Source organism: Marinobacter azerbaijanicus (genome assembly GCF_030250645.1).
Lineage (GTDB): Bacteria > Pseudomonadota > Gammaproteobacteria > Pseudomonadales > Oleiphilaceae > Marinobacter > Marinobacter azerbaijanicus.
On sequence record NZ_JASSVS010000002.1, the window covers coordinates 546,827 to 566,540 of the forward strand.

Annotated in this window: 21 protein-coding genes; 12 read left to right on the plus strand and 9 right to left on the minus strand. The window is 58.2% G+C overall.

Going from position 1 to position 19,714, the window contains the following annotated elements; genetic code table 11:
• Window positions 1-7: 7 nt before the first annotated feature.
• The 4 genes from rlmH to QPM17_RS06030 all read right to left on the minus strand — a co-directional run bounded on the left by rlmH (window position 8) and on the right by QPM17_RS06030 (window position 2,814).
• A complete protein-coding gene (rlmH, locus tag QPM17_RS06015; protein WP_285389638.1) occupies window positions 8-478 on the minus strand; it encodes a 23S rRNA (pseudouridine(1915)-N(3))-methyltransferase RlmH in 471 nt (156 codons plus the stop codon).
• Window positions 479-480: 2 nt separating this feature from the next.
• Window positions 481-831 (minus strand): ribosome silencing factor, encoded by a 351-nt coding sequence (gene rsfS, locus QPM17_RS06020; protein ID WP_285389641.1) that lies wholly within the window; start codon window positions 829-831, stop codon window positions 481-483.
• 87 nt (window positions 832-918) lie between these two features.
• On the minus strand, window positions 919-1,551 hold the full coding sequence (gene nadD, locus QPM17_RS06025) for a nicotinate-nucleotide adenylyltransferase (RefSeq protein ID WP_285389643.1): 633 nt from the start codon (window positions 1,549-1,551) through the stop codon (window positions 919-921).
• A gap of 6 nt (window positions 1,552-1,557) precedes the next feature.
• On the minus strand, window positions 1,558-2,814 hold the full coding sequence (locus QPM17_RS06030; RefSeq protein WP_285389645.1) for a glutamate-5-semialdehyde dehydrogenase: 1,257 nt from the start codon (window positions 2,812-2,814) through the stop codon (window positions 1,558-1,560).
• Between the two features lie 180 nt (window positions 2,815-2,994).
• Here QPM17_RS06030 and QPM17_RS06035 point away from each other — a divergent pair, with 180 nt between their 5' ends.
• Genes QPM17_RS06035 through QPM17_RS06045 form a run of 3 tightly spaced genes read left to right on the plus strand, consistent with a single transcriptional unit; the run spans window position 2,995 to window position 6,460 of the window.
• Window positions 2,995-4,014, plus strand: coding sequence for a GGDEF domain-containing protein (locus QPM17_RS06035; protein WP_285389648.1), 1,020 nt, complete (start codon window positions 2,995-2,997; stop codon window positions 4,012-4,014).
• Window positions 4,011-5,009, plus strand: coding sequence for a GGDEF domain-containing protein (locus QPM17_RS06040; protein WP_285389651.1), 999 nt, complete (start codon window positions 4,011-4,013; stop codon window positions 5,007-5,009). The genes QPM17_RS06035 and QPM17_RS06040 overlap by 4 nt, the downstream gene beginning before the upstream one ends.
• Window positions 5,006-6,460, plus strand: coding sequence for a bifunctional DedA family/phosphatase PAP2 family protein (locus QPM17_RS06045; RefSeq protein WP_285389654.1), 1,455 nt, complete (start codon window positions 5,006-5,008; stop codon window positions 6,458-6,460). Before QPM17_RS06040 ends, QPM17_RS06045 begins: the two co-directional genes overlap by 4 nt.
• Before the next feature lie 8 nt (window positions 6,461-6,468).
• On the opposite strand, the gene QPM17_RS06050 is transcribed toward QPM17_RS06045, so the two are convergent.
• Window positions 6,469-7,047 (minus strand): LON peptidase substrate-binding domain-containing protein, encoded by a 579-nt coding sequence (locus QPM17_RS06050; RefSeq protein WP_340366181.1) that lies wholly within the window; start codon window positions 7,045-7,047, stop codon window positions 6,469-6,471.
• Between the two features lie 55 nt (window positions 7,048-7,102).
• Window positions 7,103-8,359 (minus strand): HDOD domain-containing protein, encoded by a 1,257-nt coding sequence (locus tag QPM17_RS06055; protein WP_285389659.1) that lies wholly within the window; start codon window positions 8,357-8,359, stop codon window positions 7,103-7,105.
• 147 nt (window positions 8,360-8,506) lie between these two features.
• Here QPM17_RS06055 and ilvD point away from each other — a divergent pair, with 147 nt between their 5' ends.
• The gene (ilvD, locus tag QPM17_RS06060) at window positions 8,507-10,342 is read left to right on the plus strand and encodes a dihydroxy-acid dehydratase (RefSeq protein ID WP_285389662.1); all 1,836 of its coding nucleotides are present in this window, start codon (window positions 8,507-8,509) and stop codon (window positions 10,340-10,342) included.
• 63 nt (window positions 10,343-10,405) lie between these two features.
• Here the strand turns inward: ilvD and QPM17_RS06065 are convergent, their stop codons facing one another.
• Together QPM17_RS06065 and QPM17_RS06070 are read right to left on the minus strand one after the other, a co-directional pair.
• Entirely contained in the window at window positions 10,406-10,816 is a 411-nt protein-coding gene (locus QPM17_RS06065; RefSeq protein ID WP_285389665.1) for a peptidoglycan-binding domain-containing protein, read from the minus strand.
• A gap of 80 nt (window positions 10,817-10,896) precedes the next feature.
• Window positions 10,897-12,012, minus strand: coding sequence for an AI-2E family transporter (locus tag QPM17_RS06070; RefSeq protein ID WP_285389668.1), 1,116 nt, complete (start codon window positions 12,010-12,012; stop codon window positions 10,897-10,899).
• A 119-nt stretch (window positions 12,013-12,131) separates the two neighbouring features.
• Between QPM17_RS06070 and QPM17_RS06075 the strand changes: the two genes are divergently transcribed.
• From QPM17_RS06075 to QPM17_RS06085, 3 genes are all read left to right on the plus strand, one after another.
• Window positions 12,132-12,476: a hypothetical protein gene (locus tag QPM17_RS06075; RefSeq protein ID WP_285389669.1), complete on the plus strand. Its 345-nt coding sequence runs from the start codon at window positions 12,132-12,134 to the stop codon at window positions 12,474-12,476.
• 124 nt (window positions 12,477-12,600) lie between these two features.
• Window positions 12,601-12,849: a hypothetical protein gene (locus QPM17_RS06080; RefSeq protein WP_285389670.1), complete on the plus strand. Its 249-nt coding sequence runs from the start codon at window positions 12,601-12,603 to the stop codon at window positions 12,847-12,849.
• A 124-nt stretch (window positions 12,850-12,973) separates the two neighbouring features.
• Window positions 12,974-13,873, plus strand: coding sequence for a haloalkane dehalogenase (locus tag QPM17_RS06085; protein ID WP_285389671.1), 900 nt, complete (start codon window positions 12,974-12,976; stop codon window positions 13,871-13,873).
• A gap of 41 nt (window positions 13,874-13,914) precedes the next feature.
• Here QPM17_RS06085 and QPM17_RS06090 read toward each other — a convergent pair whose 3' ends face one another.
• Window positions 13,915-14,514 carry a phenylacetic acid degradation protein PaaY gene (locus QPM17_RS06090; protein ID WP_285389673.1) on the minus strand — a complete coding sequence of 200 codons (600 nt, stop codon included), beginning with the start codon at window positions 14,512-14,514 and terminating at the stop codon, window positions 13,915-13,917.
• A gap of 372 nt (window positions 14,515-14,886) precedes the next feature.
• Between QPM17_RS06090 and paaF the strand changes: the two genes are divergently transcribed.
• Genes paaF through pcaF form a run of 5 tightly spaced genes read left to right on the plus strand, consistent with a single transcriptional unit; the run spans window position 14,887 to window position 19,705 of the window.
• Entirely contained in the window at window positions 14,887-15,660 is a 774-nt protein-coding gene (gene paaF, locus QPM17_RS06095) for a 2,3-dehydroadipyl-CoA hydratase PaaF (protein ID WP_285389675.1), read from the plus strand.
• A gap of 45 nt (window positions 15,661-15,705) precedes the next feature.
• Complete coding sequence (gene paaG, locus QPM17_RS06100; protein ID WP_285389677.1) at window positions 15,706-16,497, plus strand: 2-(1,2-epoxy-1,2-dihydrophenyl)acetyl-CoA isomerase PaaG; 792 nt, start codon at window positions 15,706-15,708, stop codon at window positions 16,495-16,497.
• Between the two features lie 3 nt (window positions 16,498-16,500).
• The gene (gene paaH, locus QPM17_RS06105) at window positions 16,501-18,018 is read left to right on the plus strand and encodes a 3-hydroxyacyl-CoA dehydrogenase PaaH (protein ID WP_285389679.1); all 1,518 of its coding nucleotides are present in this window, start codon (window positions 16,501-16,503) and stop codon (window positions 18,016-18,018) included.
• Window positions 18,015-18,461, plus strand: a complete 447-nt coding sequence (gene paaI / locus QPM17_RS06110; RefSeq protein ID WP_285389681.1) for a hydroxyphenylacetyl-CoA thioesterase PaaI — start codon at window positions 18,015-18,017, stop codon at window positions 18,459-18,461. The genes paaH and paaI overlap by 4 nt, the downstream gene beginning before the upstream one ends.
• Window positions 18,458-19,705: a 3-oxoadipyl-CoA thiolase gene (gene pcaF, locus QPM17_RS06115; RefSeq protein ID WP_285389682.1), complete on the plus strand. Its 1,248-nt coding sequence runs from the start codon at window positions 18,458-18,460 to the stop codon at window positions 19,703-19,705. Before paaI ends, pcaF begins: the two co-directional genes overlap by 4 nt.
• Window positions 19,706-19,714: the final 9 nt, after the last annotated feature.

The window sequence follows — 19,714 nt, forward strand, 5'->3', positions numbered from 1 at the left end:
CGGTTTCCTAGGCCCGGTGATAAGGGTGATTACGGGTAACAGACCAGGCCCTGTACAACTGCTCGGCGAGAAGGATGCGTACCAGGGGGTGCGGCAAGGTCAGCGCTGACAACGACCACAACTGGTCGGCCCGGGATCGACAGAACTCGGCAAGCCCGTCAGGACCTCCAACGAGAAAACTGACGTCACGGCCGTCCTGTTGCCAGTTCTCAAGCTGGCCGGCCAGCTTTTCGGTGGACCAGTTGCGGCCACCGACCTCAAGGGCTATGACACGGTCACGAGGGCCCAAGGCTGACAGGATAGCTTCTCCCTCGCGCTGCATCAGCCTGGGGATATCAGGATTCTTGCCACGATGAGCCATCGGAATTTCCACCAGCTCAATGGCCAGCTCCGGCGGCATCCGGCGAGCATACTCGTTGTAACCCTGGCTGACCCATTCGGGCATTTTCTGGCCTACACAGACCAGACGTAACCGCATGACTATTCGCTACCTGCAACACCCAGATCCGGAGCATCGCGCCAAAGGCGCTCAAGATCGTAAAATTCGCGGGTTGCCGGCATCATGACATGGACCACCACGTCACCAAGATCAACCAGAATCCAGTCGCTGGCATTGGCACCTTCCACGTTGCTCGCCCGGACTCCCTGCTCCCTTGCTTCTGAAAGTACTGAATCCGCAAGGGATTTCACATGCCGGTTGGAGGTTCCGGAGGCCAGAACCATGTAATCCGTTACACTGGTTCTTCCCCTGACATCGATAATACTCACGTCTTGCGCCTTGACGTCTTCAAGCGCACCCACGACCAGTTCTTTAAGTTGCTCTGCCTGCATAATCACCCTGTTGGCGGGTGACGGCGAAGGCAGCCACCCGAAAAGTCATATTCAGACAGGATTGTAGCACTAAAAGTTCCCATCAGGTCACGCCCCGTAGAGTCCCTGGCGACGAATTTCCTGCCACACTGCGTCTGGCAGCAGATATCGGGGCGAGCGACCGGAAAGGATCCGGTCACGGATACCTGTCGCCGATATATCCAGCAAGGGCGGATCCAGCTCAAGAATATGACCGCAAGGGGCAGCATACAGGGCCCCGGCATCGCCTACGGCTCTCTGTTCGAGCAGACGTGCCGGCACACTACCCGGCTCCAGCCCCGGCCCCGGCCGTCGCACCACAACAATGTGTGCCAGCTCAGGAATGCGCTGCCATTCCTGCCAACGATCAAAACCGGCGAAGGAATCAGTGCCCAGAACCATCGTCAGCGGCTTGTCCGGGCCCAGTTCCCCACGGATCTGGCGCAGCGTCTCCGCCGTATAGGAGGCACCACCACGCCCCAACTCCCGCTCATCCAGGGTCAGACCGGGCTCATCGGCAATGGCCAGCTCAAGTAACGCCACCCGTTGCTCGCTGGTTGCACCGGGAACATCCCGATGTGGAGGCACGTGGCAGGGCATCAGCGATACCTCCGCCACGCCCAGCCGCTCTCTGAGCTCTACGGCCAGACGCAGGTGACCATGATGAATGGGATCGAAGGTACCGCCATAGATTACATGCATGCAGACTCAGGTCCTGATGTGGCCGTCGCCAAACACCACGTATTTCTGCGATGTAAGGCCTTCAAGGCCGACCGGGCCCCGGGCATGGATCTTGTCCGTGGATATCCCGATTTCCGCACCGAGACCGTACTCGAAGCCGTCAGCAAACCGGGTCGAGGCGTTCACCATCACCGAGCTTGAATCTACCTCGGTCAGAAACCGGCGTGCCCGGGTGTAATTTTCCGTGATGATGCTGTCGGTATGCTGCGAGCTGTAGCAATTGATATGGCTGATAGCTCCGTCCAGCCCATCGACAACCTTGACTGCGAGAATGGGCGCCAGATATTCGGTTGCCCAGTCCTCCTTCGTTGCAGCAGTCACATCTGTCAGGATTTCAAGGGTTCGGTCACAACCCCGTAACTCCACTCCCTTCTCACGGAATGCGCCGGCCAGCAACGGCAGGATATCACTGGCGATTTCCTCGTCCACGAGCAGGGTTTCCATGGTATTACAGGTGCCATAGCGCTGGGTTTTGGAATTGACAGCCACCGCCAGAGCCTTCTCGGGATCAGCATGGCTGTCAACATACACGTGACAGATACCGTCCAGGTGTTTGATCACCGGCACCCGGGCATCCCGACTGATTCGTTCGATCAGTCCCTTGCCCCCACGGGGAACAATGACGTCGACAAACCGTGGCATGGTAATCAGCTCACCCACGGCTTTCCGGTCGGTGGTTCTGATGACCTGGACGGCATTCTCAGGCAGCCCGGCCTCTGACAATCCCCTCGCCAGACATGCCGCAATGGCCTGGTTGGAATGGATAGCTTCGGAACCGCCTCGCAAAATGGTGGCGTTTCCGGACTTGAGACACAGACTGGCTGCCTCCACAGTCACATTCGGCCTTGATTCGTAGATGATGCCGATCACCCCGAGAGGCACGCGCATTCGCCCTACCTGTATACCGGAGGGACGGAAGGTCATATCGGTTATTTCGCCAATCGGGTCTGGCAATGATGCCACCTGACGCAGCCCCTCGATCATGGCGTCAACGCGTGCCGGGGTCAGTTCCAGCCGATCCAGCATGGCCTCGTCAAGGCCGCTGCTGCGCCCACTTTCCAGATCTTTGGCGTTTGCCGCGGCAAGCTCGTCCCTGGCGGCATCCAGCGCTTCCGCCGTTGCCAGAAGTGCCTTGTTGCGGACTGCTGTTGTGGACCGGGCTACTGCGGTAGCGGCGTCCCGCGCCTGCTGCCCCACATCAGCCATGTATGCTGCAATATCCATCCGATTACCTTTAGATTTTAAAACCGATTGTGCGAATCAGGGCCTAACTTTACCTTTCCCGTTTCAAGTACGCATCCCAAGCGATTATTATACCGCCCTGACACTTGTTATTACGCGGGTCATTGAACGGTACCTGCTGTATGCTTTGAACACACGGACGCCCGGGAGAGGACAGATACGATGGCCCAGATGGCCGAAAAATTCCTGCTTAGCCGCCTGTCGCGAACAGGATTCCTGATCCTGATCGCCATTACTGTATTTGCGGTGATCCAGGCAGAACCACTCATCGCCATCACGGCTATTACCGGCGCTGGCCTGGTCTTCACCAGCAGTGCCTTCCACCCGGGACGCTTCCGGCAACCCTGGCCGGCCATCCACCGTCTGCTGTTTGGCGCTCTGCTGTTACTGCTTGCCACCAGCCTTTGGACCGGCCCCTGGAGCCTGACTCACTGGCTCTACGTGGCACCGCTGATCGGCTTTGCCCTCCTCCCGCTCTTATGGGCGGCGGGCATCACTGTTGTAATTGCCGCAATGGCAATAGTCGCGACCCAGGTCAGTGGCGGTATGCCGGAACGCCACCAGATGATAAGCGCACTGCTGCTGACAATGATGCTGTCCGGCCTACTGGTATTTCTCCGGGAGTACAAGTCCCGGCAACTGGCTCCACTGCGCCGCACCGACGAGTTGACCCAGGCGGCCAGCCGGGAATACCTCTCGGCCGATCTGCACAAGGAAATCCAGCGCAGCGAACGTGAAGGCACCGACATGTCGGTGATCATGATCGGCCTGGACACCCACCTGAGCGACAGCGACCCTGACGCGGACATTCGCTCCATATTGCCACGAATTGGCCGTTATCTGCACTCACAGTTACGGGATTTTGACACCTATTACCGTGTCGCCGACCTGCAGTTTCTGATTATCCTGCCCGGCATTGCAACCACAGAGGCAGCTGCTCTGGCGGAGACTATCCGAAAGGGTCTGCGCACGCTGCTGGCCTCCCACCAGCTCAACCTGACGGTCAGCGCCGGAATTGCCGGGCTGAACATAGGCGATGATGCCGACAGCCTGCAGCAATCCGCCGCCAATGCCCTGCGACGGGCGCAGCAACAGGGGGGCAATCGAGCGCAGTCCTACAGTACGTGGTCCCATACGACGCCATCGGCACGGACCGAAGGCACCGGAGGGCCCATGGCATGACCGAAACCCGCCTCAGAAGTTATACACATCTGGCCGGCTACCTTTTTGCCAGCCTGTTCATCGCCAGCCTGGCAGCACAGAATCTTCGTTACGGCTTCTACGAGCTCTTCTTTCTCGCTACAGGCATGGCGCTACTGACCGTTGCCGGTGCCGGATACACGTTCATCTGTCGCCGCCACCAACTGACTGCCCCCGGGCATCTGATTATCCTGACCGCACTCAATAGCGGCCTGGTGGCAGCGATGGCCGCACTGGATCCGCCCGGCATCAGCCATTGGGTAATGCCGCTGGTGATACTGAACCTGCTGATTCTGCCCCTGCGCCAGGGCTTGATTCTCTCCCTGCTGTTGCTGACGGCCCTTTCTCTGTACCTGGTACTGGCCCACACAGTTACCCACGCGGTCACCATCAGCTCTGGCGTGTTTGCACTGATAGCGGTGGCGGCACTGTATATCTGGCACTATGACCACATGGCCCAGTCCGCGGAAAACCTCGCCATTACCGACCCGGTGACCGGCGCCCACAACGCCCGTTTCCTGGATGAGACGCTCCAGAAGGAAATCAGCCGGTCGATCGAGATGTCCCATTCCCTGTCGGTTATTTCGCTTGCGATCGACTACGCCGATGAAGCCGAGGACCTCCACGGCAAAGCCGGCATGCAGCGCCTGCTAAGGGATCTCACACAACACCTTTTTGGAGTGATCCGTGCCGGTGACACACTCTACACACTTGAGGACGGGGAATTTTTCCTGATTCTGCCCTTCACTCCCGAAGAAGGCGTCAGGGTAATCGCCGAGCGTATACGCAGGACCATTGCAGAGCAGACCTGGCCCCCGGCAGGCAAGGTCACTGTCAGCCTCGGCTGCACAACCCGAGCCAGCTCAGATAGCCGCCCTGCGGATCTTCGAAAACGGGTACGACAGGCACTGGAGGAAGCGAAAAAGCGCGGAGCGGACTCAGTCTGGTACAGTCAGGGAGACGTTCGCCAGCCATGAATCCGGAATGGCTGCAGACACTGACCACCTGGCTTGGGACCAATCCTGGCTGGCTCTCAGTCGCCGTTTTTCTTACCGCGTTTCTGGAATCCCTTGCTCTGGCTGGCATCCTGATTCCCGGTGTGGCCATCATCTTTGCAGTGGCCGCACTCGCGGGCCAGGTGTCGGTACCAATTCTTGAGGTGCTATTCTGGGCGGGTACGGGGGCGGTTGCCGGAGACAGTATCAGCTTTGCCCTTGGCAGACTGTTCCAGGGCCGGCTTGACAGGCTCTGGCCACTCAACCACTTCCCGGGTTTTATCGCCAAGGGCGAGGTTTTCTTTCATCTTCATGGTGGTAAAAGCGTGGTTATCGGGCGCTTCGTCGGTCCGATACGCCCGATCATTCCTCTGATCGCCGGCGCATTCATGATGCCCTGGCGGCGCTTTCTGGCCTTCAACCTGTCGTCTGCAGTGGCCTGGGCCCCCGCTTACGTTCTGCCGGGTTACCTGGTTGGCAGCGCCCTCGCCAGTGATTTTGAACCCCCTGCCCATTTCTATCCGGTCATCGGTATCAGCGCAGCGATTCTGCTGCTGATCTATCTGTTGTTCATCCGCTTCCAACTGGGGCTTGGCCACAGCAGCAATCTTTACCAATGGCTTGCCGGATTGATGGCACGCTATGACAGCACCCATCGATTCTGGCGACTGTATACAAGCCAGCGCCCAGCGCAGGCGGGGGAGTTTCCCCTTCCCTCGCTATCACTGGCTTTCGGCGCGGGCGCACTGTTCATGATTGTGGGGCAGCTGGCAACGGCGACGCAGGTATTCGAGCCATTCAACAGACTGACCCTTGAGTGGTTCTCACAACTGAGAAACCCGCTGCTGGACCCGGTTATGATCGCGCTGACGCTGGTGGGTGACCCACCCGTGCTGCTGGCAGCCGCGGCACTGTCAGCACTGGCCCTGGGCATGCGTGGATTCTATGCTGCCGCATTGCACATTGCCGGTGCCGCACTGATGGCGACATTGTTGGTGTGGGCATTCAAAGACCTGTCAGCAATCCCGCGACCGGAAGCTGTCCTTGGTCCACCGGCCTCCGGCGCATTTCCGAGCGGGCATACCACCGGCATTACCGTTTTCTCGTCACTCGCCGCCAGCTTCATTGCACGGGAACGCCGGCCTCGGCTGCGATGGCGATACTATCTGCTATTCAGCCTTCCCATCGTTATGGTAGCGCTGAGTCGTCTCTACCTGGGGGTACACTGGTTTACGGATGTCATTGCCGGAATTCTTCTGGGGCTGTCCATCTCCGGCCTCACGAGGGCCAGTTACAGCCGCTACGACAATATCCCGCTGACGTCAGACAGTTCATTGCTGGCAGCCGCCACTGCGTGGGTACTCTACGTTATCTGGTATGGCACAGAGAACTGGGCGGAAGCGGTTCTGCTGTATGGGCCGGCAACAGGTTGAGCGCTTATTCAGTTCTGTTCCAGCGCTTCCAGTAACCCCAACAACCTTTCCAGGCGCTCCAGAGGGTCCTGAAGCTCCACCAGGCGCTGCTTTTCCTGTTTATCCAGCGGAAGCAGTTCTGTCAGACGCCAGCCAACATCCCGGGCATCGTCGTAGTCCACATTCATTCCCAGATCACGTATAACCGGATGGCGAAACAACGCCCTCAGTACAGAGGGAAGCTCAGTAAAACGCGGGGGAACACGCAGTTCCTCTTCCGCCAGAAGACACTCTACATCACCCACGTTAAGGCCATCGGACTGCTGCCATGCGCGCACGACAGTCACCTTGTCCTGACCCTCAACGGTAATGCCCAGCAAGCCATTATCCATCTGCTGGAAATCGATAATACGCACGTAGGTGCCAATGTCATAAAAGGCTGCTGATGTACCAGTTTCCAGTCCTTCCCTCAACAAAACAACGACAAAACCCCGATCTTCCTTCAGACAACGGGTCAGCATATCAATGTATCGTGGCTCGAAGAGCTGAAGGGGGATCCTTCCCCCGGGCAGTACGACAGAGTTCAACGGAAAAAGAGGTACGTTCATTGTTGGTATTGTCACCAGTAAAGAGCTCCGGAAGACTGACCGTCCTGTCATATCCTCAGTGTATTGAAAGTAAGCGATGGACCTCGTCCACCCTTGCACGGGCTTCCGTCAGCAGTTGCAGGCTGCGGGATGCATTCAGCTCAAGTTCACCCAGCCTGCGATAGGCAGGCACTTCGTCAAATGGAGGCAGATCGCCATTCTGGCTGGAACCGATCATGGCGTGCAACTGTGCCACGATGACAATATCCACCAGCTGGGGCGACGACTCCCGGCTCTCGTGTGCGAAGTCCTCGGCATGGCGGATAGCCTCAAGAAAGCTGGCAGGGAACGACCAGCTTTCCAGGACAGCCGTACCCACATCTGCCCGAAGTTCGCGAATAGCGTGCTCGAGATTGGCCTGATCCGCAAACAGATTAACGTGATGTTCAGCCTGGACCAGTATCGGCACCACCCCGATATCGTGCAACAGCCCCGCCAGCAGCGCCTCCTCCGGGTTGATGGAAGTGGCGCTGTCGGCAAGCACCCAGCAGAGTGCAGCAACTTCGCGGGAATGACGCCAGAGTTTGTCCATCTCTTTCTGCAGCGATGCCTGCCTGGTCTTGAACACTTCCCGCAGGGAAAACACGGTCACCAACTGACGGGTTGTACGCATCCCCAGCCGGACTACGGCTTCACGAACATTGCGGACATCGCTGAACCCCCGGTACAGCGGACTGTTACAGGCGCGGACCAGTTTGAGCGCCATCGAGGGATCTGCGGAAATGGCACTTGCTACCTGGTCCGCTGTGGAGTCCTCCCTGTCCACGGCCCTGCGCACCTTCCACGCCACATCCGGAACGCTGGGCAGGCTAAGCTGGTTGGAACGCAGTTCGGAATAAAACTCCATCAGAAGATGATGTTCCTCGCTACCATCATCACCAATGCCATCACCCGAGTCCATCTCCACCTGAGGCACCGGTGCCGAGCGCAACAACTGGTTAAGGATGTCCTGCTGGATCACCAGGAACTCACTGGCCTTGGTCGCCGTTACGTCGTACATTCGCGGCTGTAACCTGGCGATGGGGTTGAGGGCCTTGTCGCTGTCTGCCTCAATGGTGTACTTGCGCCCGTCAATGGACTCCAGCTCCACACTGCCTGCAATCAGGAAAAAATCCAGCCCATCGCGGGCACCGCGCTCCACCACGCGCTGCCCCGGGCCATGGGTTCTCCGCTCCGCCCGACTCGCAAGTAACACCAACTGGTCATCGGTCAACCGGTTCAACGGCTGAAACTGTTTGAGACGACGTAAGGGCAGGCTTTCCTGGCCAGCCATAGGACTACTCCTTGATCAATTGTTCATTAACTCTGTTACACATTGTAAGCACGGATCGTCAAAACAACCATGCGATCAAGGGGTAATCTGGTATCCTCTTGACTTCCCCTTTTCACTAACAAGTTGTAGACGAGAGACCAGACAACCATGCCCCAGTATCGTTCGCGGACATCCACCGCAGGCCGCAATATGGCTGGCGCACGTGCTCTTTGGCGCGCCACCGGCATGAAAGATGACGACTTCGGCAAACCCATTATTGCCGTTGCCAACTCCTTTACCCAGTTCGTACCCGGCCATGTACACCTCAAGGATCTTGGCCAGCTGGTATGCCGCGAAATTGAGCAGGCCGGTGGTGTTGCAAAGGAATTCAACACAATAGCCGTGGACGATGGCATCGCCATGGGCCACGACGGCATGCTCTATTCCCTGCCTTCCCGGGAAATCATCGCCGATTCCGTGGAATACATGGTGAACGCCCACTGTGCTGATGCGCTTGTGTGTATTTCCAATTGCGACAAGATCACCCCGGGCATGCTGATGGCAGCCATGCGCCTGAACATTCCTACCATTTTCGTTTCAGGCGGACCGATGGAAGCCGGCAAAACCAGGCTGTCAGAGCACAAGCTTGACCTGGTGGACGCCATGGTCATCGCAGCTGACCCGAACGCGGATGACGATACAGTCGCTGAGTACGAGCGCAGTGCCTGCCCTACCTGCGGGTCCTGTTCCGGCATGTTCACCGCCAATTCCATGAACTGCCTGACCGAAGCCATTGGTCTTGCGCTTCCAGGCAATGGCTCTCTGCTTGCCACTCACTCCGACCGTGAGCAGCTGTTTCTGAAAGCAGGCCGACAGATTGTAGAGAATGCACGGCGCTATTACGAAGAAGACGACGCCAGTGTTCTGCCATTGAGTATTGCTTCCATGGAGGCATTCGAAAACGCCATGGTCATGGACATTGCCATGGGCGGCTCCACCAACACCATCCTGCATCTGCTGGCCGCCGCCCAGGAAGGCCGGGTGCCCTTCACCCTGAACGAAATCGACCAGCTGTCCCGCAAGGTGCCGCAGCTTTGCAAGGTTGCCCCCAACTCTCCGAAATACCACATGGAGGATGTACATCGCGCCGGCGGGATCATGGGCATTCTGGGGGAACTGGAACGGGGTGTGCTGATCAACACGGATCTGCCCACCGTGCACAGCAAAACCATGCGTGAAGCGCTGAAAACCTGGGATATCATGCAGGAGCCGACACCGGAAGTGGTGGAATTCTATAAGGCCGGCCCTGCTGGCATTCCCACCCAGACCGCCTTCAGCCAGAGCACACGCTGGCCCTCACTCGACGGCGACCGAGAAACGGGCTGCATCCGTTCAGTGGAACACGCCTATTCCGCCGAGGGCGGCCTGGCGGTACTCTTCGGCAACATCGCCCTGGACGGTTGTGTGGTGAAGACCGCAGGTGTGGATGAAAGCATCTACGTCTTCGAAGGCAGGGCGAGGGTTTTCGAAAGCCAGGATACCGCGGTATCAGGCATCCTGAACGACGAAGTCAAACCCGGTGAAGTGGTCATCATCCGCTACGAAGGCCCCCGTGGCGGGCCGGGCATGCAGGAAATGCTCTACCCGACCAGTTACCTGAAATCCAAAGGGCTGGGCAAGAAATGCGCCCTGCTGACCGATGGTCGTTTTTCCGGCGGCACCTCCGGCCTGTCCATCGGTCACGCATCTCCGGAAGCTGCCGCAGGTGGCGCCATTGGCCTGATCGAAAATGGCGACCTGATCCGGATTGACATCCCGAATCGCTCCATCAACGTGGAGATTGATCAGAACGAGCTGGATCGACGCCGCGAACAAAGGAACGAAAAAGGCTGGAAGCCGGAGCTGGCAAGACCGCGCAAGGTGTCGGCCGCTCTGAAAGCCTATGCGCTGCTGGCAACCAGCGCCGACAAGGGTGCGGTCAGGGACCTGGAAAAACTGGACTGAACGCAACAGGCCCGGGTAATCCGGGCCTGGAGATTGGCGTAAATACGACTCCGGTGCGGTTACTTACCAGAGGCTCCAGCCACCATCGTCGTCTTCTTCAATGTCACCTTCCTCGGTCTGGGCCTGCTCAGACTCAGGCTCGGAGGCATCATTGGTAGCGGGCGAAGCTTTCTGTGATGCCTCACCGGAGCCTGACGAGGCAACCTGTACAGATACCATACCCAGCGCCTCCTTGGTGGCATCATCCAGTTCGCCCGAGGCGTTCAGCCCCTGGTCACGCTGGAATTCCGTAAGCGCAGACCGCGTCGCCTCGTCCATTTGGGGGCTGACATTTGTGACCTCATAGCCAGCACCGTAGAGCGCATTCTTGAGCGCTACCGTCTCGTTGGCCAGGGCATGAGGGGCGGCGAACGTTATCGCTCCGAGCATCACTGCCGCCGCCAGCCGGCTTCGTTTTGCGGATCTGCTGATCATGATCTACTCCGGTTACCTGTTGTTTTTTATTGTGTTGCCAGTCCCTACAGGATGGACACCAGCACCAAAGATTAACATAGTTAGTCCGGCCGGGGCTTTTCAGATTGTTGCGTTTCTGTAGTCGTCACATGCATGTTATTCACAGGCACGCCGGGCACCTCCCCGAACTCGCGAACAAAGATTCCCCAGAACGCCATAAACAATGCCGCCACCAATGGGCCCATCACAAAACCGTTGATCCCGAACATGACTATCCCGCCCAGTGTTGAGAGCAGAACAATATAGTCTGGCAGCTTGGTATCCCGCCCAACCAGAATGGGTCTCAGAAGATTGTCTGAAAGACCGATAACGATCACTCCGAACGCCGTCAGTATCACGGCCGACACGATCTCTCCTGTGGCAGCCAGATAGATAGCTGCAGGCAGCCACACAAGGGCGGCCCCGACAGCGGGAATCAGGGACACGATAGCCATAACCACACCCCAGAGCAGTGCCCCCTGAATTCCCAGAATCCAGAAGATAAAACCACCCAGTGCGCCCTGAATGATGGCTATCAACAGGTTCCCCTTGACCGTTGCACGGGTCACCTCTGCAAATTTGGCGAACAGCAACCGCTCACGCTCGTCTCCCAGCGGCAGCGCCCTGATCAACATGTCCACCAGCTTGCTACCATCCCGGAGCAGGAAAAATGCCAGATACACCATCAGCGCCAGGCCCAGAAAGAACTGGAATGTGTTCTGCCCGAATCCGAGGGCCTGCTTCGCCATAAACTGGCTGCCACCAACAAAGGCGCTGACCACCCTGTCCCTCACCTCAGCGAAATCCATTCCGAACTGAGCGAAAAAAGCCTCTATGGCAGGAAAAGACTGATTCACCCTGTCGATGTACTCGCCGGGGCGAAGTTCCCCCTCCTGGATCTTCTGGTAGACAGACAACCCCTCGGCCACAAGGGACGTTACCAGCGCCAGCACTGGAATAATCACAATAATCAGGCAGATCAACAAGGTGAGCAATGCGATGAGGTTCGGCCGGTTGCCCACCCGCCGCGCCAGACCTTCGCGAACAGGATGGAATATCAGTGCAATCGCCACCGCCCAGAAAATAGGCCCGAAAAACGGCTTCATCAGAAGAACAAAGGCCAGGGAGACGCCCACAAGCATGGCCAGAAAAGTCCGTGTCTCCAGTTTTCCGTACATAGTATGATCCTGATGCTGATTGCCAACCGGGACACTAGACTACCACGGCGACGTGGTCAGTCTAGCGGCTTTCAGGTTATAGTGGACGGTTGTTGGTCATTCGTTAAACAGGTTGAACATTGGGCAACGAAGAGTTTGATACTGGAACAGCGCTGGATGCAGCCACCGCCCTTCATCGGGTGCTGGCAGCCAGGACTCATCGCCGAAAGGTGATGGGGCAGGAAGTGCTCGTGCCCGGTCAACTGGGGGAAGCCCTGCACATCCCTCGAATCATGCGACGCCTCCAGAGCAAACAACAGCGTCAGCGGGAGCAGGGACTGGAGGAATTCCAGGAGCTATGGCCAACCCTGTCACCCGCTACCCGCGAAAAAGTTCTCGATCGCATCGGCTGGTACGATCCAAAATCCCTCAACTGGGAAGACAAGCGCTCTAACCGCCGCCCCGCTGTAGACCCCGACCGCTGAAACCGACGATCGCAGGAAAGTGAGCCTGAACCACCTCCATTTCGTATCTGCAGATTAATTTAAAGGCCGATGACTTTGAATTGTCACCTTTCGCCCCTAGTTTGGAAGTATTGGGAGGTTTTTTATGACACAACCAGAGCATTATCACGCAATCGCCTCGGAAAGCAGCGCCGTACCCACCCTGTTGTGCGGGCATTGCCGCTCCCCCCTATCCCGAGGGCGAATCTTTCATCACGGAGAACAGCACCTCTATGGCATCAGTTGCCATACCGTCGCCCTGTGCTCAGCGGACGACTGTGGCGCGCTGAACTGCTGCGATGCGGCACTGGAGCGGCTCGAGGGCGGGGATGATCTGATCAGCAAGGCGTCCTGATTCAAACAGCCAACGCACTGTTACGTAAACCAAACACACAAAGCTTCCATCTGCTTTATCCTGATTCCTGAAGGCTGCGACAACCAGGCAGCCACGCAACCACTCAGTCAGGACAGTCGATGGCATGCGGATTCTGAGAACCGATGAGGCCCGCTTCGCGGGTCTTCCGGATTACCCTTTTTCTCCTCACTATCTGGACATCGAGCCAGGTCTGAGAATGCACTATGTAGACGAAGGGCCCAATGACGCGGCCCCGGTGCTGATGCTGCACGGAGAACCCTCCTGGTCGTACCTTTACCGGCATATGATCCCCCTGGTGGCGGAAGCCCGACACCGCGTACTGGCGCCGGACCTGATCGGTTTCGGGAAATCCGACAAACCCGCCAACGTGGGCGACTACAGCTACGAGCGCCATATTAACTGGCTTTCGCAATGGCTGAAGGCACTGGACCTGAAAAATATTACCCTGGTTTGCCAGAACTGGGGCTCGCTGCTGGGGCTGCGCCTGGCAGCAGAGCACCCGCAGCTTTTCCGCCGTATTATTGTGGGCAACGGCATGCTGCCAACAGGAGACACTCCCGTGCCCACGGTCTTCTCACTGTGGAAAGCCTTCGCCACCCACAGCCCCTGGTTTCCAGTGGGCAGGATCGTCCAGTTGGGAACAGAAAGAACCATGAGTAAGGCCGAGATCGCAGCCTATGAGGCCCCCTTCCCAAGCGCAGAGTTCAAGGCCGGGGCACGCGCCTTTCCGAAACTGGTCCCGGTGACTGCCGATGACCCGGCCAGCGAGGCCAACAAGGCTGCCTGGCGAGTCCTGGAAAATTGGAAAAAGCCCTTCATCACATGCTTCAGCAGCGGTGATCCCATAACCCGTGGCGGCGACCGTTATATGCAACGTCGCATACCCGGAGCCCTTGGCCAGCCACACATCACGCTGCGGGGCGGCCACTTCCTTCAGGAAGACTCGCCGGATGACTTTGCCCGCATCATAATTGATGCCCTGAAATCGGAAATGGCAGCCTGACGCACTACTGGGCCCAGCATGGCCAGAGAGCGATCCCTGGATCAGTTCTCATGCTTGGGCCGATAACTGCCCGCATCAACCCGGGCGTCGGAACGTTCAGAGCCCGCCTCCTCCAGCGGCTTACACTCCTGCAGGCTGGCATGGCAGCGACGGGTCAGCCTCTGGTATTCTTCAGTTCCCTTCGCTTTCCACGCCACCTCATCATCACTCAGCGTGCGCAACACCTTAGCCGGCGCACCCACTATCAATGATGCCGGGTCGCACTGGAAACCGGCTTTAACCAGGGCACCGGCACCGACAATGGACCGGGATGCTATTACTGCATCGTCCATGACCACCGCATTCATTCCAACCATTGCTCCCTCACCGACAACACACCCATGAAGAATGGCCCCATGCCCCACGTGCCCATCTTTTTCGACCACCACATCCTTGCCCGGGAAGGCGTGCGCGACGCAGGTATCCTGAATGTTCGAGCCTTCCTTTAATACGATGCGCCCAAAGTCTCCGCGCAATGAGGCTGACGGACCGACGTAGCAGCCAGGACCGATCCACACATCCCCGATCAGGACCGCTGTCGGGTGAACATAAGCAGACGGATGCACAACAGGCTGTATACCCTCGATACTGTAACTAGGCATGCTTCTCTCCTTCATCAACAGGCCCAGAATGCGACGACACATTCTGATTCATTTTTCACAACACTCTACCTCTTCGGGGGGATGTTTTCATCGATATAAGGACTCCAAAGGCGCCTAAATATGGCTTTAAAGCCCCCGTGACATGTGTCAATTACTCATATTATTCTTATTTATCAGCAACTAAAACAGCTTCAACCATAAAAACAGAATGTGATACAAAATGATGAACCCACAAACCTTGACGAGTATCAATTAATAGATATACTGATTTGAAAATCAGCCCGTTAACGACTGGAACACCGCCTCATGGCAATTCGGATTCCGGACGGCTGAGATTTCTTCAGACAAAAACAAAGCCACTTCGGATTACTTATGCCAAACAACCTGCTTGTCGAAGGGCCTGAACAAGGGGTTCAAGTCTTCACCCTCAACCGCCCTGAGGCACTGAACGCCCTCAATACAGAGCTGCTGGAAAATCTGGCCAAAGCTCTGGATGACGCAGAAGCAGATCGTGAGGTCGGTGCCGTTGTGATCACAGGAAGCCAGAAGGCATTCGCGGCCGGGGCTGACATCAATGAAATGGCCGCTCGTGATCTCGTCGGAATTCTCGAAGACCCGCGCGTCGCCCACTGGGAGCGAATTGCCCGCTTCACAAAACCCATCATTGCCGCGGTTAACGGCTTTGCACTTGGTGGTGGCTGCGAACTGGCCATGCACGCCGACATCCTGATTGCCGGTGAAAACGCCCGTTTCGGCCAGCCGGAAATCAATCTCGGCATCATGCCGGGGGCTGGTGGCACCCAGCGACTGGTGCGGAAAGTTGGCGAATCGCTGGCCATGCACATGGCACTGACAGGTGAGCCCATCAATGCAAAGCGCGCCCTTCAGGCCGGCCTCGTCAGCGAGGTCTGCCAGCCCGAACTGACCGTTGAGAAAGCCATCGGAATTGCTCGTACCATTGCCCGAAAAGCCCCTATCGCTGTCCGACTGACGAAAGAATCCGTACGCAGGGCCAATGATATGAATCTGGCCGAGGGCCTGCGCTTTGAAAGACACGCCTTCACGGTGCTTGCCGGTACAGCAGACCGTCAGGAAGGCCTTGATGCATTTCGTGAAAAGCGAAAACCCCAATTCAAGGGCCAATAGCCCCCACCACAGAGCCATCCATCACTCCAGCTATAGGATAACGCCATGACTCAACCGAGCATTCTTCTCGAAATCGATCAGGGTGTGGCTTTGCTTACCCTCAACCGCCCCGACAATCTGAACAGCTTCAATGTCGAAATGCACGAACGCATGCGCGAAGCCATCAGCACGGTGCGCAAGGATGAATCTGTCCGGGTGCTGGTTATTACCGGTGCAGGCCGTGGCTTCTGTGCCGGGCAGGATCTGGCCGACCGTAGCGTTTCTCCGGACCAGGAGGTGCCAGACCTGGGTGCATCCCTGGAGAACTACTACAACCCGCTGATGCGGAGCCTGCGGGACCTGCCGATGCCGGTGCTTTGCGCCGTCAATGGTGTTGCTGCCGGTGCCGGCGCCAACATCGCCCTTGCCTGCGACATCACTCTGGCCGCCCGCTCCGCCAATTTTGTTCAGGCATTCTGCAAGCTGGGGCTGGTACCGGATTCCGGCGGCACCTGGACCTTGCCCCGTGTGGCCGGCATGGCCCGGGCCAAAGGCATGGCTCTACTGGGCGAGAAGATCAGCGGCGAACAGGCAGAGAGCTGGGGCATGATCTGGCGCTGCGTGGATAACGAGCAACTCATGGAAGAAACCATGAAGCTGGCCCGTCATTTTGCGACTCAGCCCACCAAGGGCCTTGCCCTGATCAAACGCGCCCTGCATGCCAGCGCCAGCAATACCTTTGAAGAACAGATCAACCTTGAAAGAGATCTCCAGCGCATGGCCGGAAGAACCGAGGATTACCGTGAGGGCGTCGCCGCTTTCATGGAGAAACGCACACCAGCGTTCAAGGGGAATTAATTCATGGCACTAGACACCCAGATCAGCATCGCCGTGATCGGCGCCGGCGCCATGGGCTCTGGCATCGCCCAGGTAGCGGCCCAGGCCGGCCACCGTGTTTTCCTGCATGACCAGAGGGAAGGCGCCGCACAGAAAGGGCGGGACGGCATTGCCAGGCAACTTCAGCGCCGTGTCGACAAAGGCAAGATGGAGCAGCAGGATCTGGACGGCGTGATCAGCCGGATCCAACCGGTCGCCAGCCTTGACGAAGTCGCAGAAGCCGGACTGGTGATTGAGGCCATCATCGAGGATCTCGGGATCAAGCGTCAGCTGCTGGCAAACCTGGAGGAACTGTGTGCGGGGGATACCATCCTTGCCACCAATACCTCTTCCATCTCGGTCACCGCCCTTGGTGCGGAAATGAAAAAGCCCGAGCGCCTGGTGGGAATGCACTTCTTTAATCCGGCACCCCTGATGGCGCTGGTGGAAGTGGTGCTGGGACTGGCTACCAGCAAAGCCGTTGCCGAGACCGTTCATGCCACGGCGACCGCCTGGGGCAAAAAACCGGTCTACGCAACTTCGACTCCCGGCTTCATTGTTAACCGTGTCGCCCGTCCGTTTTATGCAGAAAGCCTGCGCCTGCTGCAGGAGAAGGCAACCGATGCAGAAACGCTGGACGCTCTCATCCGCGAATCAGGCCAGTTCCGCATGGGTGCGTTTGAGCTAACCGATCTGATCGGCCACGACGTCAACTACGCGGTCACCAACTCTGTGTTCAATTCCTACTACCAGGACCCGCGTTTTCTGCCGTCACTGATCCAGAAAGAACTGGTGGAAGCCGGGCGCCTGGGACGCAAAACCGGCCAGGGCTTCTATTCCTATGGCGAAGGCGCCGAAAAACCGCAGCCACAAACAGAACCGGAGCACCCCTGCGACGAAACGGTATTAATTGTTGAGGGCAATCCCGGTGCTGCAACCCCTCTGGTCCAGCGCCTGAAAGAGTCAGGCCTGACCATTGTCGAGCGCGACGGCCCCGGTCAGCTGCGCTTTGGCAACGCCGTACTGGCCCTGACAGATGGCCGCATGGCGACAGAACGAGCTGCAGCCGATGGCATCTCCAACCTGGTGCTGTTCGATCTGGCGTTCGACTACAGCCAGGCATCCCGGCTTGCTCTGGCTCCGGCAGAACAGACCTCGGACGCAGCAGTTTCCTGTGCCTGTGCTTTACTGCAAAAGGCGGGCATCGCTGTAAGTCTGATTGCGGACCGCCCTGGACTGGTGGTCATGCGCACCGTTGCCACACTGGCCAACGAAGCTGCTGATGCTGCCCTCCACGGTGTCGCCACCATCGCGGACATCGACCTGGCCATGAAAGCGGGCCTGAACTACCCCGAAGGCCCTCTGAGCTGGAGCGACCGCCTCGGGACGAGCCACGTGTTTAACGTGCTGACAAACATTCAGAACAGCTACGCAGAGGATCGTTATCGTCCTGCCCTGCTGCTCCGGAAAAATGCATTTGCACAAAAGGGGTTTTATTCATGAGCGAGATGGACCCGCAAACACTCGCCGAGGAATGCGCAAAAGCCATGTTTGCCCGGGACCGCGCGAGCCAGAACCTGGGCATGGACATTGAGTCCGTCGCCCCGGGCAAAGCGGTTCTCACCATGACGGTGACCGGCGATATGATCCAGGGCCACGGCTCCTGCCATGGCGGCTATCTGTTCACTCTGGCCGATTCCGCTTTTGCTTTCGCCTGCAACAGCTATGACCGGGCTACGGTCGCTTCAGGCTGCAGCATTGATTACATGTCCGGCGCCAAAGAGGGTGACCGGCTTACCGCTGTTGCCGAGGAACAGGCGAGGGGTGGCCGTACCGGCATTTACGACATCACATTAACCAATCAGGACGGCCGCAAAGTCGCCCTGTTCCGGGGTCGCTCCTATGAAGTTCGCGGCACCGTACGCAATTCGGAGGACAATTCATGAGCGCGGACAACCTTCTTAAAGACGCTTACATCGTCGACGCCATCCGCACCCCCATCGGCCGCTACGGCGGTGCTCTCTCCGCAGTGCGTGCGGACGACCTGGGTGCTATCCCTATCAAGGCACTGACCGAACGGCACCCGGACCTGGACTGGTCAAAAATTGATGACGTGCTTTATGGCTGTGCCAACCAGGCCGGTGAAGACAACCGGGACGTTGCCCGTATGTCGTTACTATTGGCAGGACTACCGGTTGACGTACCGGGGAGCACCATCAACCGCCTGTGCGGCTCGGGCATGGATGCTATCGGCACCGCCGCGCGTGCCATCCGTACCGGCGAAGCCCGGCTGATGATCGCAGGCGGCGTGGAGTCCATGTCCCGGGCCCCGTTTGTCATGGGCAAGGCAGAGTCGGCATTCAGCCGCAAGGCAGAAATATTCGACACCACCATCGGCTGGCGTTTTGTAAACCCGCTGCTCAAGAAACAGTATGGCATTGATTCCATGCCGGAGACCGCAGAGAACGTGGCTGCCGATTTCAGCGTTTCCCGGGAAGATCAGGACGCCTTCGCCCTGCGCAGCCAACAGCGCACCGCTGCAGCCCAGGCAGCCGGACGCATGGCTGAAGAAATTACGCCGGTGACCATTCCCCGGCGCAAGCAGGATCCGCTCGTTGTGGACACCGATGAACATCCTCGGGAAACCAGCCTGGAACAGCTGGCCCGGCTGCCGACACCGTTCCGCGAAAACGGAACCGTGACGGCAGGTAACGCATCGGGCGTTAACGACGGCGCCTGCGCCCTTCTGCTGGCCGGCGCCGATGCCGTGAAAGAATACGGCCTCAAGCCCAGAGCTCGTGTGGTTGCCATGGCAACCGTTGGTGTTGAACCGAGAATCATGGGCTTCGGGCCGGCACCGGCAACTCGCAAGGTGCTGGCGACAGCTGGCCTGGACCTGGCGGATATGGATGTCATCGAACTCAATGAAGCCTTCGCTGCACAGGCTCTCGCAGTAACCCGGGATCTCGGACTGCCGGACGACGCGGAACATGTGAATCCGAATGGCGGCGGCATTGCCCTCGGTCACCCACTTGGCATGAGCGGCGCCCGGCTGGTGACGACAGCGCTGTATGAGCTGGAACGTCGCCATGCAGCAGGCAAGAGAGCCCGCTACGCCCTGTGCACCATGTGTATCGGCGTCGGCCAGGGTATTGCAACCATTATTGAGCGGGTGGATGCGGCGCAGTAAATCCGCCGC